Source organism: Bacillus sp. SN32, from assembly GCF_002837495.1.
Lineage (GTDB): Bacteria > Bacillota > Bacilli > Bacillales > Bacillaceae > Bacillus > Bacillus subtilis.
The window spans coordinates 1,381,001-1,397,120 of the sequence record NZ_PJCT01000001.1; the positions used below are offsets into that span (position 1 = coordinate 1,381,001).

Annotated in this window: 19 protein-coding genes; 6 read left to right on the forward strand and 13 right to left on the reverse strand. The window is 45.6% G+C overall.

The features are described from left to right. Window positions 1-9 precede the first annotated feature (9 nt). From CW370_RS07080 to CW370_RS07105, 6 genes are all read right to left on the reverse strand, one after another. Window positions 10-333 (reverse strand): iron-sulfur cluster biosynthesis family protein, encoded by a 324-nt coding sequence (locus tag CW370_RS07080; protein ID WP_024572749.1) that lies wholly within the window; start codon window positions 331-333, stop codon window positions 10-12. Beyond that, a complete protein-coding gene (locus CW370_RS07085; RefSeq protein WP_024572748.1) occupies window positions 330-1,361 on the reverse strand; it encodes a GNAT family N-acetyltransferase in 1,032 nt (343 codons plus the stop codon). The genes CW370_RS07080 and CW370_RS07085 overlap by 4 nt, the downstream gene beginning before the upstream one ends. Then, the gene (locus CW370_RS07090; protein WP_072557091.1) at window positions 1,354-1,698 is read right to left on the reverse strand and encodes an antibiotic biosynthesis monooxygenase family protein; all 345 of its coding nucleotides are present in this window, start codon (window positions 1,696-1,698) and stop codon (window positions 1,354-1,356) included. The genes CW370_RS07085 and CW370_RS07090 overlap by 8 nt, the downstream gene beginning before the upstream one ends. 9 nt (window positions 1,699-1,707) lie before the next feature. Further along, window positions 1,708-2,178, reverse strand: coding sequence for a GNAT family N-acetyltransferase (locus tag CW370_RS07095; RefSeq protein ID WP_004398668.1), 471 nt, complete (start codon window positions 2,176-2,178; stop codon window positions 1,708-1,710). Between the two features lie 185 nt (window positions 2,179-2,363). Then, window positions 2,364-2,702, reverse strand: a complete 339-nt coding sequence (locus CW370_RS07100; protein WP_024572747.1) for a YolD-like family protein — start codon at window positions 2,700-2,702, stop codon at window positions 2,364-2,366. Next, a complete protein-coding gene (locus CW370_RS07105; protein ID WP_080263027.1) occupies window positions 2,699-3,937 on the reverse strand; it encodes a DNA polymerase IV in 1,239 nt (412 codons plus the stop codon). The genes CW370_RS07100 and CW370_RS07105 overlap by 4 nt, the downstream gene beginning before the upstream one ends. A gap of 165 nt (window positions 3,938-4,102) precedes the next feature. Here CW370_RS07105 and CW370_RS07110 point away from each other — a divergent pair, with 165 nt between their 5' ends. The 3 genes from CW370_RS07110 (at window position 4,103) to CW370_RS21410 (ending at window position 6,301) form a co-directional block, all read left to right on the forward strand. Further along, window positions 4,103-4,309: a YqzH family protein gene (locus CW370_RS07110; protein ID WP_004398642.1), complete on the forward strand. Its 207-nt coding sequence runs from the start codon at window positions 4,103-4,105 to the stop codon at window positions 4,307-4,309. 550 nt (window positions 4,310-4,859) lie between these two features. Then, window positions 4,860-6,113: an MDR family MFS transporter gene (locus CW370_RS07115; RefSeq protein WP_024572436.1), complete on the forward strand. Its 1,254-nt coding sequence runs from the start codon at window positions 4,860-4,862 to the stop codon at window positions 6,111-6,113. A gap of 29 nt (window positions 6,114-6,142) precedes the next feature. Then, the gene (locus tag CW370_RS21410) at window positions 6,143-6,301 is read left to right on the forward strand and encodes a hypothetical protein (RefSeq protein WP_032679889.1); all 159 of its coding nucleotides are present in this window, start codon (window positions 6,143-6,145) and stop codon (window positions 6,299-6,301) included. Here the strand turns inward: CW370_RS21410 and CW370_RS07125 are convergent. From CW370_RS07125 to CW370_RS07145, 5 genes are all read right to left on the reverse strand, one after another. Then, entirely contained in the window at window positions 6,298-6,684 is a 387-nt protein-coding gene (locus CW370_RS07125; protein WP_024572437.1) for a VOC family protein, read from the reverse strand. The genes CW370_RS21410 and CW370_RS07125 overlap by 4 nt on opposite strands. Before the next feature lie 4 nt (window positions 6,685-6,688). Next, window positions 6,689-7,648, reverse strand: a complete 960-nt coding sequence (gene coaA, locus CW370_RS07130; RefSeq protein ID WP_014480189.1) for a type I pantothenate kinase — start codon at window positions 7,646-7,648, stop codon at window positions 6,689-6,691. Between the two features lie 71 nt (window positions 7,649-7,719). After that, complete coding sequence (gene dsdA, locus CW370_RS07135) at window positions 7,720-9,066, reverse strand: D-serine ammonia-lyase (RefSeq protein WP_024572438.1); 1,347 nt, start codon at window positions 9,064-9,066, stop codon at window positions 7,720-7,722. A gap of 75 nt (window positions 9,067-9,141) precedes the next feature. After that, window positions 9,142-9,921: an SDR family oxidoreductase gene (locus CW370_RS07140; RefSeq protein ID WP_024572439.1), complete on the reverse strand. Its 780-nt coding sequence runs from the start codon at window positions 9,919-9,921 to the stop codon at window positions 9,142-9,144. Window positions 9,922-9,926: 5 nt separating this feature from the next. Next, window positions 9,927-10,886 carry an MBL fold metallo-hydrolase gene (locus CW370_RS07145; protein WP_024572440.1) on the reverse strand — a complete coding sequence of 320 codons (960 nt, stop codon included), beginning with the start codon at window positions 10,884-10,886 and terminating at the stop codon, window positions 9,927-9,929. 405 nt (window positions 10,887-11,291) lie between these two features. On the opposite strand from CW370_RS07145, the gene proC reads away from it, so the two are divergent. After that, the gene (gene proC, locus CW370_RS07150) at window positions 11,292-12,128 is read left to right on the forward strand and encodes a pyrroline-5-carboxylate reductase (RefSeq protein ID WP_029946536.1); all 837 of its coding nucleotides are present in this window, start codon (window positions 11,292-11,294) and stop codon (window positions 12,126-12,128) included. 39 nt (window positions 12,129-12,167) lie between these two features. Here proC and CW370_RS07155 read toward each other — a convergent pair whose 3' ends face one another. Further along, window positions 12,168-13,811, reverse strand: a complete 1,644-nt coding sequence (locus CW370_RS07155; RefSeq protein ID WP_101169533.1) for a M20/M25/M40 family metallo-hydrolase — start codon at window positions 13,809-13,811, stop codon at window positions 12,168-12,170. 171 nt (window positions 13,812-13,982) lie between these two features. Between CW370_RS07155 and namA the strand changes: the two genes are divergently transcribed. Then, window positions 13,983-14,999 (forward strand): NADPH dehydrogenase NamA, encoded by a 1,017-nt coding sequence (gene namA / locus CW370_RS07160; protein ID WP_003230377.1) that lies wholly within the window; start codon window positions 13,983-13,985, stop codon window positions 14,997-14,999. A gap of 109 nt (window positions 15,000-15,108) precedes the next feature. Beyond that, window positions 15,109-15,867 (forward strand): alpha/beta fold hydrolase, encoded by a 759-nt coding sequence (locus tag CW370_RS07165; protein ID WP_024571718.1) that lies wholly within the window; start codon window positions 15,109-15,111, stop codon window positions 15,865-15,867. 44 nt (window positions 15,868-15,911) lie between these two features. Here CW370_RS07165 and rpmG read toward each other — a convergent pair whose 3' ends face one another. Then, complete coding sequence (gene rpmG / locus CW370_RS07170; RefSeq protein ID WP_003226511.1) at window positions 15,912-16,061, reverse strand: 50S ribosomal protein L33; 150 nt, start codon at window positions 16,059-16,061, stop codon at window positions 15,912-15,914. Window positions 16,062-16,120 lie beyond the last annotated feature (59 nt).

The following is a 16,120-nucleotide window of genomic DNA, read 5'->3' on the forward strand; positions in this document are numbered from 1 at the left end:
TCGCGTCTCCTACTTTACTAATATGCTCATTCTGGGGCTGAGCATTTCAGCCGGGCTTTTCAGCGCCAATGTTTTGGCTTTTTCATTGTAATCGATCGTCATTTGATCGTCAAAAAACACTTTTTGCGACGATTGGATATACAGCGGAATGCCGTTCGTTTCCAGCTGCTCGCACTGTCCCGTTAATTCTTCTGCCAGCCAGATTGTCGGGACACCGCTTACAGCGCAGCCGCATCCTTCTGCATCGTAACGAAGCTGGACTTTTTTTCCCGGGTTGGCGTCAAACGCCTGCTGCAGTGCCTGTTTTGCTGCATCTGTCACATGTATGTTCATAAGGTGAAACCCCCGTTTTCATCATTTTCGCTATTGTAGCATACAACACTGCCATTCGCATTGTTTCTGCCTTTTTTCCACCGCTTCGCATTTTCTTCTGCAGTCTTGATCCACTCATCTTTCCCTTGTATGTACTGATTGATGCTGTCAGGATGCTGGGCCGCCAGCCGTTTTTTGAGAACGGCGTATTCCTTCGCTATGTTTGGATGAGCTCTGAGATAATCTCTGAATAACAGATGCCTTTCAATAGCAGGGTTTCCCTGTTCGTACATATGGACATGATGAGTGCGTTTATTTCCGCCCTTTTGGAAATAACGCCTGCCCGCTATGCCGTTCTCACCTTTTGGTATATAGCCGTTAGCCTTCATTTGTTCATCAAATTGGCTCACGACTTCAATGCTTCTGACTTCAATTAACATATCAATGATTGGCTTCGCTGCCATGTTCGGTATCGATGTGCTTCCGATGTGATGAACAGCGATAATCTCCGACCCGAACACCAGCTTCAGCCGTTCTTTTTCTTCATCGAAACATTCTGCCCATTTTTCGTTGTAGAGAATGACCTCAACTTTTCTTTTCGGATACAAATGAAAGACCGACAGCAATAGACCCTGCGCTGCTTTGACGGTTTCTGCCTTTTGGAATCCGGCCTGTGTATAGAGTGACACGGCCGGGATATTGTTCTCGGCTGTGACTACTTCGATTTTCTCAGCGTCTTCATTATGATCAATGACAAATTGCAGAAGTGCTCGTCCAATTCCTTTTCTGAAACCGTCAGGATGTACAACAAGCCTGCAAATGGTGAGATGATGCATGTTTTTCTCATATGAAATGACACCGATCAGCTTGCCGTTTTCCCGATATCCCGCAAACCGTTCATGGGATGCTTGAATATCCTTCACCTTCTCTTGTAAAGCGGGAATACCGTCAAAACCGATAATCTCTGTTTCCTTTATGTAGGCGGGGATCTGTACGGCTAAAATCTCACGCGCTATAGCGGCTTCCTTACGCTGGAGAAATTCAATCATTCGTGTTCTCCTGAAACAGCCGCTGTCTTTCGATTTTTGCGACGCGGACTGCATACGACTCGTACCAAACGCTTTTTCCTTTTTCTTTTGCCGCTTGATGTTCAGTGTGATGCTTCCAATGGTTAATTGCGTCCATACTGTCCCAATAGGAAACTGTGATGCCCCTTCCATCCGCTTCACGTACGCTTTCCACGCCTAAAAATCCAGGCTGATCCGCCGCAAGTGATACCATCCGCTCCGCTGTTTCTCCATATCCTGTGTCATTTTCGCTTTTGACAGAAGAAAAAATGACTGCATAGTAAGGAGGCTCAGGTGTTTTTGATAAAAAATCCATTATATTTCCCCCTCATATGTTTTTGACAAACAGTACCCTGTCTTGGCCCGGGCCATCATAGTTTGCAAACACTGAGATGCCATTTACCGTCTTGGTGCCCTTTTCAATATCAAACCCCAATTTTGTGTGATATGCGATTGATACCTTATTCACAGGTGAAGTGACGCACTTCACCCGGGTGCAGCCTCTTTGTTTTACTGTTTCGATAAATACATCATACAATTGTTTCCCAATTTGCATTTTTCTGAAATCTGGATGCACACCGGAAAAATGAATGTACGCCGTTTCAGGATCCGATTGCGATTGAAATCCGATTAAAAATCCGGTCATGCTGTTATGTTCGGATGTAATAAAGCTTGTGTCCTGAAAATGCTCAAAAAATAGTCTCGGCAATTTTTCTTTCAGCTGTCTGCCGCCCCACCATTCATTCAGTACAGACGTTACCATTTCATAATCTGAAGACGTGATTGTTCGAATATCCATTACGATTTGATCTCCCTCCGTCTGGCAAAACGAATGTCAGCTCTTTTTCTCACAATATAAAAATTATATTTTGCCTGGCTGGAATTGTAAATGCCTTCTTTCCTGTATCATACGTTTCCAGACTGCCGAGGGAACAATGTTTGATCATTTTATGCCTATTTCTCCCCCAAGCAGGAGGAGAGACTTTACAGCACAATATCAAGCACTTGATCAAGTTTCAGCTTATAAAGCTGATTCTCGTCTCCTTTTATCCATACTGCTTTTTCAAACTCTTCATACCGGCAGATCTTCCCGGTGCAGCGGACAATCTCACCGTCCTGAAAGCAGCTGACAGTGATATCCTGAGCAAACTCCATCGCGGCGCAAAGCGTTTGATTCAGCTCTTCCAGCTTATCGGGGTCAAGGATCGGCTTTTGCAGCTTCTGTTTAAGCCGCTTTCTCTCCAGCAGGCTTTGCTTATGTTCCGGCAGAAACATCCTGCTCCCTTCCCACAGCAGGTTGCCCCTTTTTAAATGGTCGTTCATTTATAGTGCCCCCCTATTTTAGCCGCGCGTTCAAATGCCTGGCCTGCCGCTGTCAGTGACGCCGCCCTGATGATTGCTGTATCGCCGAATCGATTTTTAATGCCGTCCATCACATAGCCTAGGCTCATTTTCTTTGCATAATCCTGAAATAAATTGAGCTGCCATATGTCATCAGATGAGAGCTGAGACAGATTGACACCGAGGCGGCGGACGGGTTTCCCGTCCCAAAATGTAAGAAACAGCCGTCGTACAGCCTCATATACATCCTGCGTAGAATTAGTCGGCTCTGCCAGCTTCACTTGCCGGTTGAAGCCCGTCGGCCAATCAAAATCAGCACCCCGGCAGCTCACTGACACTGTCTGCCCCATGACCCCGGCGTTTCGGCTTCGCCTGCACACCTCTTCACTCAGCTCAAGCAATACGACCTTGATTTCTTTGTCAAAGTGTTCGTAGTCTCTCGGGAGAGTCATTCCATGGCCTATCGCCTTTTGCCCGTCCAGAGACGAAGTTGACACAGGGGAATAGTCGATTCCGTTTGCCGTCATCCACAGCACGTGGCCGTTAATGCCCCATTTCTTTTTTAAAAGATCGAGCGGAAAAGCCGCGAGCCCGCCGATCGTGCTGATGCCCATTCGATTTAAATGATGCTTCATGCGGCTCCCGACGCCAAACATGCTGCCCACCGGGAGCGGCCACATTTCGGTTTTCATATTTTCTTTCGTTAAAGTAAAAATACCGTTCTTATTCTTTTTGGCAAAATTGTCACACGCAATTTTGGCCAGCGCTTTGTTAGGGCCGATTCCGACCCGTGCATAAACGCCGATCTCCCGCATGATTCTGCCCTGAATGCTTTTCGCGATCTCCATCGGCGTCCCAAACAGCTTCTGGCTGCCTGTAATGTCCATGAACTGTTCATCGATAGAATAAGGCTCCACAAGGTCTGTATACTCCTCGAGAATGGCCGTAATTTGCAGTGATACATCAATATACCGTTGCATACGCGGCCGGAGCACAACAGCCTCAGGACACTTTTCCTGCGCCTCCCACAGCCGTGAAGCATTCACCACACCCTTTTGTTTCGCCAGCGGGCAGGCAGCCAATACGACTCCGCCCCTTTTTTCAGGGTCACCCGAAACAATGACGGGCCTATTTTTCAAATATGGATTTTCCGCTTTCTCTACAGATGCATAAAACGATTGCATGTCAACGAGAAAAATCACTTTTTCTTTCATCATACACACCTCTAAAAAGAACTTATGTTCGTTTTTCATTATATGCGAAAGTATGTTCGTTTTATACTGGTAAATGATTCTTGTCTGACAGAAAATATGATCCAAGGGTTTGAGAGAAGAAAAACTTTTAGTAGAATAAAAGCGAAGCATAAGGATAGGAGAGTCATGATGGAGAAATTTGTCGAAAAAATGCTGGGACAGGCATTGCGTCAATACGGCAGAAACGTTGCCATAGATCCGTTAAGCCCGTATGAAAAACAAAGCCTGAAAGCGGCTCTACAAGAGAGACGGAATGAAGAACCAGATGAGGATTTGCATGCCCATATAGAAGATATCATTTATGACTATGTCACAAACCAAGGCCTGTTCTCTTAAACGCATGACTGTCAGTTCGTTCAGCCGCTGATGCGGCTTCCCTTTGAAAACACCGCCCGAAACAAATAAACAGTTTCAGGCTCACAGAAAAAAGCAGGATTTTCTCACGCTCCATAGATTCATATGGCCTGGCATAAAATTCCCCTCAGTGCTCGCGCAAAACGGAATAAGCTGTCCATGATCACGCGTATACACTTTTTCGAAGAGATGTGCTCTCTTGTTCTGTCATGCGGTCCATCGGTTTTCAGCTTACATCTTGATCTCATAGCCGGTTTCACTGCCGATATGATCTATGTCCTGGCGGCTTAAACTAACACACCCTCACTGACCAATCGCTTTGCTTTTCATCGGACATCCCGTCATTTTCCTTCTTCAATTTCAAGATGTAAACTCCGGCAGCCACACGCATCCTCAACGCATAGTATATTGCCATCCATACAATCAGGCATACTACATGTTAATAACGAAATATTTTGAATAATCTATTGGAGAAGGAAATTTTTTCATATATGATAGAGGAAGATCTTACATACAGGAGAGAATATAATTCATGAAGAAATGGAAAGATATCCACCCGATCAGCTGGACAATTATAATCGGAACCATTTTCGGCAGAATGGCAACATCGATGAGCATTCCTTTTTTAGCGATTTATTTGACAGCCGTCCAAGGCGCATCAGCTTCCTATGCAGGGCTGGTCATCGCCGCGAGCTCATCAGTCGGCATCCTCGCAAGCTTTTACGGCGGATATATCTCAGATAAATTCGGCAGAAAAAACATGATGCTTGTATCGATTTTCGGATGGATGCTGGTATTTGCAGGCTTTGCGGCGGCATCTCATCTCTGGGTGTTTTTTGTAGTTAACGCATTAAACGGTCTTTGCAAATCACTGTTTGAGCCCGCTTCAAAGGCCTTGCTGTCTGATATGACAGAAGAAAAAACGAGACTGCTAGTTTTTAATTTACGCTATGCGGCTATTAATACCGGCGTTGTCTTCGGACCTGTGCTTGGCCTATATTTCGGCTCATCGCAATCGACTACGCCCTTTTTGGTGCCTGCAGTCATTTACGGACTATACGGAATTGTGCTTGCCCTCCAATTTAAAAAACATCCATCCTTATCAGCACCAGTCCAGTCCCGAAATATGAGCGTGCGGGAAGCGTTTATGGTCACGCAAAAGGATTATCTTTTTACCATTGCTTTGGTCGGCATTACGCTATGCACCTTCGGCTACTCACAATTCAGTTCCACATTCCCTCAGTATATGGCGCAGAACCCCTTGATCGGCAATGGAACGAAGCTGTATGGGCTGATGCTGACATTAAACGCAATCGTTGTGTTGGCGACGCAATTTCCCATTGTCCATTTTGCAAAACGGTTTTCGCCGCTTTGTTCTCTGATGCTCGGTAATGTGATGGTTAGCATCAGCATGGCCATTTTCACCGCATCACACGGTGTTCCATCACTTGTAATGATTGTCATCACATTTACAATCGGCGAAGTTCTTTTATTCTCTATGATGGATTTGTATGTAGACCAGATTGCAAAACCAGGATTAAAAGGCACTTATTTCGGGGCAATCGGTTTTTCACAGCTCGGAAACGTCATCGGCCCTTGGGTCGGGGGGATATGTATAGACTTGTTTGGCGCTGGCCGGCCGATTTATATTTTTTCTGTCCTGAGCGGCATTACCCTGCTCGGCCTGCCATTTTTAGGGTTCGCCTATCGGCAAATGAAAATGGAGACCACAAAACACCATTCCCGTCTGGAAAAGCCGCTTTACATAAAAAACGGAAGAGAATGAAACTCTCCCGCAAACATGAGGTGAAGAACATGAATATAGGTGATGTGATGTTTCAGCTGTTTGTATTTATTATATTTGCCGCTGTCATCTTTGCGTCTGTTACAGGCTTCAAGTATGCGAAAAACCGAAAAGCGCAGCTGGATCGCATTGAGAAAAAGCTGAACAGCCTGTCCGAAGATCACGATTAACAGCTTGGGGCAACGAGCTCTACCTTAATCCGGTCCGGATCCTCACAATAGACTGCATAATGCCCGTCTCCTCCGGCAAAAGGATGCCTGTCTCGGTACAACACACGATAACCTTTTGCCGTCAGTTTTTCAGTCATCTGATCGACTTGAAGCTTGGATTCAGCATGAAATGCGAGATGGTTCAGACCGACTCGGCATCTATGGTATTCCGGCTCTAGAAATGGCTCTTTCGCCTGCACAATCACTAGGTAAAAACGATCTTTCTTCCAGCTGATGCCTGAGCTCCATTTTTGATACTCTTTATAACCAAGTTCTTTTAAGAACCAGCCCCAAAACCGCCTAGACGTCTCCAAATCAGAGACATACAGTTCAATATGATGCACAATTTCATACCCTCCTTACCAGCACTTCCTCGACCTTATGCCCGTCTCCCTTACGCAAAATGAGATCTGACCTGAATTTAGTCGGCAAAATATTTTCATATAAATTCGGCCGGTTGACACTCTCCCAAATCGAGGCTGCCATCTCGTCAGCCTCCTGATCGGACAAGTCTTTAAATTTATGAAAATATGAATCAGGATTTTGAAAAGCTGTTTCCCGAAGCAGGCGAAAACGCTCTAAATACCAAGTGAAAATCCGGCTTTCCTCCGCATCCACATAAATCGAAAAATCAAAGAAATCGGAAACAAAAATACGCGGGTTTTCCCGGTCATCCTCCAAGGTGGGCGACTGAAGAACATTAATGCCTTCAATAATCACAATATCCGCCTGTTCTACAACCTCGAACACACCTTCCTCGCGGTCATAGGTTAGATGGGAATACACCGGGGCCTTTACGCTGTCCTTTCCTGATTTTAAGTCATTCAAAAATTCGAGCAGCGCCTTTACATCATAGCTTTCAGGAAACCCTTTTCTAGACATCATATTTTTCTTTTTCAGCTCGGCAGTAGGAAATAAAAAACCATCTGTCGTGATAAGGCTCACTTTTGGACGGTCAGGCAAACGCGAAAGCAGCTTCTGCAAGATCCGCGCCGTCGTGCTTTTTCCGACTGCGACACTGCCGGCAATGCCGATAATAAACGGAATTTTGGCTGAATGTGGGTGCTTCAAAAAAACATTGACATGCTTATTGCGTTCAGCCGCAGACTTGACATGTAAATGAAGCAAGCGAACAAGCGGAATATAGATCGTTTCCACTTCTTCAACAGATAGATAATCATTCAATCCTTCCACAGCTTTTGCCTCTTCTTCAGATACAGCAATCGACAAATGCCCCCCAAAACCAGACCAAGACGCCCGATTGTGCTGTGTATATAAAGTATGTAGGTTAAGTTCTTTATTTTTCACTGTTTACACCTGACTCTCTGTAGGTTAAAACCCTTACAAAGATTGTAACGGAAAACCTTTTCACTGTCTGCTTATTTTTCATTTCGTTTTTTTAGCAAATCAGCACCAATTCGGTTATACGCAGCCATTTCATCTTTTGGAACCATGCTTCCTCCCGTTCCCCAGACGACATGTACGGCATGTTCCATCTTATATTTCTGACCATAGCGCCTTCCCTCTTCTGTCGAAAAAAGCTGAACCGGCCCGAACATGCCGGCAAGAGCAGAGGGCTCTAAATATTTATCTTCAGATACAGCCAGCATATGAAGCAAAGTATAAAGCGTATTGTCCTCTACCGTATAACAGCCGCTCAGAAGCGGTTCAATCAGCTTGCCGACAAATCCTGACGGCCTCCCTACGGCAAGTCCGTCAGCAGCCGTCTGATTATCCAGGCCGATATCCTGGACGGAGATCTTCTCGTGAAGTCCTGAATAAAGCCCTAAGAGCATACAAGGTGAATGAGTTGGTTCTGCGAAAAACACATGAACATCATCTCCGTATAGAAGCTTCAGCCCAAATGCTACACCGCCCGGTCCTCCGCCGACTCCGCACGGCAGATACACAAACAAAGGCGTCTCAAGACTCGGCTGTATATTCATACAGTCAAGTTGTGTTTTTAATCGGCTTGCAGCAACAGCATATCCTAAGAACAGCTGACGAGAATGTTCATCATCAATAAAATAACAGAATGGATCTTGTTCCGCCTGCCGTCTCCCTTCGTTCACCGCTTCGCTGTAATCTGTTTCGTACTCCATAACAGTGACTCCCTTTTGGCGGAGGAGATCCTTTTTCCACTGCTTAGCATCGGCGGACATATGCACTGTCACGCGAAAGCCGAGTGCCGCGCCGATGATGCCGATACTTAAACCCAGATTTCCTGTCGAACCGACAGCAATCGAATAGCGGGAGAAAAACCCGGTAAACCGCTCTTCCTGTAAGATGCGGTAATCATCGGTTTCCTGAAGCATTCCTTCTTGAAGCGCGAGATTTTCAGCATGCTTTAACACTTCATAAATCCCGCCCCTCGCTTTAATCGATCCTGAAATCGGAAGCTCATGGTCGCACTTTAAAAGCCATCTTCCCGGAAATGGCTGCTGATATACCGCTTCCAGCTTTTCCTTCATATGCTGAACCTCAAAAAGCGGAGACTCGATGATTCCTTTAGCGCCTTTCGTCTCAGGAAACACCTCGGCAATGTAAGGTGCAAACCGCCGCATTCTTTTTTCCGCTTCCGCTATCTCGGTTGCCCACTCATCTGCACGGGGTAATGGCCCCTCTTTCTTGCCTGAATTTGCCCAGAATACAGGCTCTGCATCAATCAGTTTCTGTATAAACGGATCTTTAAGCAGAGCATGAAGGACTTCTGAATGAACTGACATTCAACAATCTCTCCCTTCCACTATCAAAAACTGCCTCGTGAGAAACAAGCCACTCCACCACAGGCAGTTCCATCATTATTTTTTCATGAACGCGCGTCCTGCCAGCTTTTCTACAAGAGCTGGAAACAGCTGATACAGCTTAGTGCCGGCATTCATTAAACGCGGAAGATTGATCTCCCGCTTTTTCGTAAAAATTGCAGCTGTAATTTGAGCTGCTACGTCATCAGGATCAAGCATCCAGCGGCCGACATTTTTGGCGTAGTCCCCGCCTTTATCAGCAATGGAAAAAAAGTCCGTCTGAATCGGTCCCGGGTTGACTGTTGTCACATAAATGCCGGTTCCCGAAAGCTCCATCCGCAAAGCGTTTGAGTAACCTAACACGGCATGTTTGGTCGCGGAATACAGGCTAGACTTCGGTGTTGCGATTTTCCCCGCTTGAGAGGCGATATTGATGATATGGCCCTTTTTTTGCTCAAGCATTTGCGGAAGCACCGCTTTTGTACAGGCGATCAGGCCGAAGACATTCACATCAAACATCGCTTTCATGTCATCCAATGTAGAGTCTAAAACCGTTTCAAATATACCGAAGCCTGCATTGTTAATCAGTACATCAATCGAGCCGATCTGATCGCGGACCCGGGCGATATCCTCTAGGCGGCCGACATCCAGAGGAAAAATCTCACACTGTCCGCTCCATTCCTCGGTTATTTTCCTTTTGATTTCTATCAAACGATCCTCGCGTCTAGCCGACAGCAGGACATGGGCTCCTTCAGCCGCGCATAAGTATGCGATTCTTTCTCCAAGCCCTCCTGAAGCGCCGGTTATCCAAATCCTTTTTCCCGCTATATGTTTCACCCATTTCACCTCTTCATTGTTTTAAAGTATGCGGTATTTCCTTCCCAATATGACGTGATGGCTTCTTCAGCCTCCAACACATCAAGGTGACCTGCCGTTTCTGACATCGTTAAAAACAATTCCTTTTCATATACAGCAGGAAAAAGCTGCTGACAGACCTGAAAAGCGGTCATCGGCTTTTCATCCAGCATGCGACGCACATCCTCCGTCCTGTTCCTCTGCTTGTCAAAACGCTTCTCAATCAGCGCTTGTACACTGGTGATAGGCTCGCCGTGACCAGGAAATACGATTGTTGGATCAAGTTGAGACAGCCTTCGCAATGACCGCTGATAATCCACTAAAGGCTTTGACCTGACGTCTCCCGCTTTCGGCGCTTCCAAAATCGGATTAGACGAGCTGTTTGCCAGCAGTAGATCGCCGCCAAGCATCCTTCCGCTTTTTTCATGGAACAGAACGATATGCGATTCAGCATGTCCAGGCATCTCCAACACAGACCAGCCCTCAAGCCCATCTATGCCCATACCTTCTCTGATTGATTTTGTCAGAGATCTCGTACAGGAAAATGCGTACGCTGATCGAATCAGCTTTTCCGCCTTCCCCGTATCAAATGGAACGCCTAATTCAGGCAGCAGCTTTTGAAAAAAACGTTTTTGCCAATCCATAAAGGCTTGATTTCGGCTGATATAAGGTTCGTTGAATGCATGCCCAATCACTTCGATTTCATCTGAAAAGACATCAAGCAAGCCTGCATGATCAGCATGATGGTGAGTCAGTACAACCTGCTCGATATCTGACAATTTCACATTTACAGCGGCAAGCTGCTCTTGTAAGGCTCTGGCAGCCTCTTTTGTATTCGGTCCTGCATCAATAAGTGTCAGTGCATCACCTTTTACGAGGTAAACGATAACATCGCCGACAGCAAACGGCGTCGGGACGCGGATCGCAATTACATCTTCAGTTGTCATCCTTTCGCTCCTTGTCTTCATTCATTATTCATATTTTAGCTTTTTCTCGATCTTGTGTCATTATTGCTGAATGAGAACAAACCTTTTTGAAAAAGCTATTGACATCAGCTTGTCCGCCATTGCATAATGAACAACAAACTAAAACGAGAACCATTGGAACGCTATGACGAGGAATAGTATACAAGGCAATGGCCTAAGAGAGCGATACCCCCCGGCTGAAAGGTGTTGCGGCCCGCTTGTTTGTAGAACCTGCCCTCAAGTCGCGGTTAGGAAAACCTAAACGTTTCCCGCGTTACGGGATTTGAGCTGAGCACAATTTGTGCTAATGAGGGTGGTACCGCGAACCTTTTCGTCCTTTACGTGATGAAAAGGTTTTTTTGTTGTTCTGATAGAAGGAGGATATCAATGAAAAAGATAGGATTTGTCGGCGCCGGGTCAATGGCAGAAGCAATGATCAACGGCATTTTGCAAAGCGGCATCACAAAACCAGAACACATCTATATTACAAATCGCTCAAATGACGAGCGTCTGATTGAATTAAAGGAAACGTACGGCGTGCGTCCATGCAGAGATAAAAATGAGTTTTTCACTCACACCGATATCATTATCCTCGCTTTCAAACCGAAAGACGCGGCGGAAAGCATCGACAGCATCCGGCCGTATATCAAGGACCAGCTTGTAATTTCAGTACTTGCAGGCCTTACCATCGAGACCATTCAGCATTATTTTGGCAGAAAGCTCCCGGTCATTCGCGTCATGCCTAATACATCGGCGGCAATCAGAAAATCAGCAACCGGATTTTCCGTAAGCGCGGAAGCAAGCAAGAATGATATAATTGCCGCAAAAGCTCTATTGGAAACAATCGGTGATGCAACACTGGTTGAGGAGCGGCATCTTGACGCTGTCACTGCAATTGCAGGCAGCGGCCCGGCCTACGTGTATCGTTATATTGAGGCGATGGAAAAAGCGGCACAAAAAGTAGGATTAGATAAAGAAACGGCAAAAGCACTCATTTTGCAGACAATGGCAGGGGCAACAGATATGCTCCTTCAAAGCGGCAAACAGCCGGAAAAGCTGCGTAAAGAAATCACTAGTCCTGGAGGCACTACAGAGGCAGGTCTTCGCGCTTTACAGGACTCCCGCTTTGAAGAAGCAATTATTCACTGTATTGAAGAAACAGCTAAACGGAGCGCAGAAATCAAAGAACAGTTTGCCGGTGCCGCCTTAGAGAGACATTCTTAGATGTAAGACAAAAACAGAAGGCACAGTGCCTTCTGTTTTTTATTTTTCCCGCAGCAGCTGGCCGGCAGATTCTGATTGCTTTAATAGCGCGGAGATCGTAAATGAAAGCAAATCGGGAAGCACTTCAAAGGAATAAGGCATATACAATCTTTCCGTCCATTTATGCGGGTCTTTACCAGCCGGACCGACATTTAAAACCGGGACATATAAAGCCTGATTTTTACCGCTTGGCAATGAATATCCTCTGTTAAAGAGCGGCATATTGCTTGTGTATGCATCAACCTCCTGCTTTTCCAGCTGAAGATAACTCAAGTCCGAAAGTCCGGGGAAATACTGAACCTCCCGTAATGCAATGCCGTATCGGTCAGCCGCGTACTGCATAAGCTGATCAGCTGTATTCCTGATCAATTGATCATCCTTCGAAGAAACCGCCGGATACAACGGCGGGCTGTAAAAAAGCACAATGAGCGGCGCATCCTCCTTACAAAGCGAAGCAAGCTCAGAAACAATTTTCGTCGAAAAATCCCTGTCTCCAAGCTCCCCCCTGTTAGCAAAGGCATAATTTAGAGCCCGCTCTGTTTCCGAGATCCCCGCACGCTTTTTTGCACGCGAGACCAGCTCATCAAATGTCAAAACAGTGATGTTCCGCTCAATCGGCTGAAATGGCTCAAATTGTTGAAAATCCTGTGTTTTCTTCCGAACGTTCGACATGATTTCCTCCGCCGCCTGTTCTGCTGTTTTAAGCAGCATCTGATGCATCTCACTAGCTGAGCGTTTCATTGACAGCACATTAAATAATGTGACAGCTGTATGCGGTGTCTGGACTGAATATGCCTCTTTCAAGTCCTTTTGCATTAAGTTTACCGGCGGCGGAGCGACCTCGCCATCAACCTTTTCGCAATAATCAGCATTCAGTTCAAGCAAACGGTTAATCTCAGATACCATTAAATTTGCGTTTAGGCCTGAAAACGGCTCTCCAACATGTGTCTCAATCCCCTTGCAGAAAAAACCCGCAAGCACCTTGCCAATGCTTCCTGTATAAAAATATTGCTGCTGATCGCCGGGAAATTTTTCAAACATCGGTTCGGCATTCAGGCAAGCGGTTAATGTGATATCATGCTTTTTCTCCATTTCCTTCAATGCAGGAACCGCTTCAATCATGCCTCTTGAATTCACTTCCTCGTCCGGAACCGTTATCAACAGCAGATTGCCCTCAAAATGCCCGTTCATTGCCCTCTCCAGCATCGACAGTTGAACACAAAGCCCCGCTTTCATATCCATCGTCCCTCTTCCGAACAGCCAGTCTCCGCTTTCGGCATCTCTTCTCACACGTTCCGGGAGCAGCTCTTTTTTCTCTAAAAAGGAGCTCAAAAGCTCAGCAGGCTTGCAAGCCATATGTTTAAATTCGCCGTAATCTTCTATGTCAACGACATCAAAATGACTCAGCAGAAGCACTGTCTTTTTGACATTCTTCTTTTTGACTAGAGCCGTAAGAAAAGATCTGCCATCGTCCATCGGATGAAGTGTTACATCATCAGGGTGCTTTTGAAAATAGGGCTTGTCCTTCAAAATAAAATAAAGATACTCTGCAAGTGCTGCCTCGCCCTTTGAACCGGTGATGCTTTCGTATTGCACAAGAGAAGTTAAAAGTGCCAGCAATTCGTCCTTCGTCTGCCAATTCATTGATTCCGCCCCTCCTATGAATAAAAATGCTTCTATACTGAAAAATAAACTGATTTCTCGTCTATTATACAGAAATGTTTGACAAAAACGGTTCTTTTGAGCAGTTTATATGACGGGAAAGATATGACTTGATATAATCAATCTCTAAAAACCTTACGGGAGGCGAAAGAAATGGCCAGAAAATTATTCACACCGATTACAATTAAAGATATGACGTTAAAAAACCGCATTGTCATGTCGCCAATGTGCATGTATTCTTCTCATGAAAAGGACGGAAAATTGACACCGTTCCACATGGCACATTACATATCGCGCGCAATCGGCCAGGTCGGACTGATTATTGTAGAGGCGTCAGCGGTTAACCCTCAAGGACGAATCACTGACCAAGACTTAGGCATTTGGAGCGACGAGCATATTGAAGGCTTTGCCAAACTGACTGAGCAGGTCAAAGAACAAGGTTCAAAAATCGGCATTCAGCTTGCCCATGCCGGACGTAAAGCTGAGCTTGAAGGAGATATCTTCGCTCCATCGGCGATTGCGTTTGACGAACAATCAGCAACACCTGTAGAAATGTCAGCAGAAAAAGTAAAAGAAACAGTTCAGGAGTTCAAGCAAGCGGCTGCCCGCGCAAAAGAAGCCGGCTTTGATGTGATTGAAATTCATGCGGCGCACGGATATTTAATTCACGAATTTTTATCTCCGCTTTCCAACCATCGCACAGATGAATACGGCGGCTCACCTGAAAACCGCTATCGTTTCTTGAGAGAGATCATTGATGAAGTCAAACAAGTATGGGACGGTCCTTTATTTGTCCGTGTATCAGCTTCTGACTACACTGATAAAGGCTTAGACATTGCCGATCACATCGGTTTTGCAAAATGGATGAAGGAGCAGGGTGTTGACTTAATTGACTGCAGCTCAGGCGCCCTTGTTCACGCAGACATTAACGTATTCCCTGGCTATCAGGTCAGCTTCGCTGAGAAAATCCGTGAACAGGCGGACATGGCTACTGGTGCCGTCGGCATGATTACAGACGGTTCAATGGCTGAAGAAATTCTGCAAAACGGACGTGCTGACCTCATCTTTATCGGCAGAGAGCTTTTGCGGGATCCATTCTTTGCAAGAACTGCTGCGAAACAGCTCAATACAGAGATTCCGGCCCCTGTCCAATACGAAAGAGGCTGGTAATGCCCATAAGAGATATCCTGTAGAGGATATCTCTTTTTTTATTTTTAGAGAAACGATCGGCTAAGGTTCTCCGTCTCCCTAGTAGAACCAATTAGAGGAGATGACTCCAATGAAATCAGCTTGGATGGAAAAGACATATACAATTGACGGATGTGCGTTTCATACACAGCACCGGAAAGGATCAAGCGGTGTAACGATTGTCTTTGAGGCCGGCTATGGTACTTCTTCTGAGACGTGGAAACCATTAATGGCGGACATTGATGATGAATTTGGCATTTTCACATATGATCGGGCAGGCATAGGAAAAAGCGGGCAAAGCAGAGCTAAACGAACAGCTGATCAACAAGTGAAAGAATTGGAGAGTTTGCTTAAAGCAGCTGATGTAAAACCTCCTTATTTGGCTGTTTCACACTCATACGGAGCTGTCATCACCGGTTTATGGGCCTGCAAAAACAAGTATGATATTATCGGCATGGTCCTTCTTGACCCAGCTTTAGGCGATTGCGCCAGCTTTACCTTTATACCCGAAGAAATGCACAAATCACATACGAGAAAGATGCTTGAGGGCACGCATTCAGAGTTTTCAAAAAGTCTGCAGGAGCTCAAAAAGCGTCAAGTCCACTTAGGAAACATGCCTCTCCTTGTGTTGTCATCAGGAGAACGGACTGAGAAATTCGCTGCTGAACAGGAGTGGCAAAACTTGCACAGCAGCATATTGTCTCTATCTAACCAAAGCGGCTGGATTCAAGCTAAAAACAGCTCCCACAACATCCATCACGATGAACCTCATATCGTTCACTTGGCTATTTATGACGTATGGTGCGCAGCGTGCCAGCAGGCCGCTCCTCTTTACCAGGCAGTCAATTAACGTAAAAAAAAGACCGGGCCGTAAGGGATTCCCGGTCTTTTATATTATTTTGTTTCACGGTGAAGGGTATATTTCTTTAAACGCGGTGAATATTTTTTCAGCTCCAAACGGTCTGGATTGGTGCGTTTATTTTTTGTTGTGATGTAATTTCGGTCTCCCGTTTCAGTGCAGGCTAAAGTAACATTTACTCTCATAATTAACGTCTCCTTATAAAGCGTAATGATTACGTTTTATTATACAACATCAGCACAAA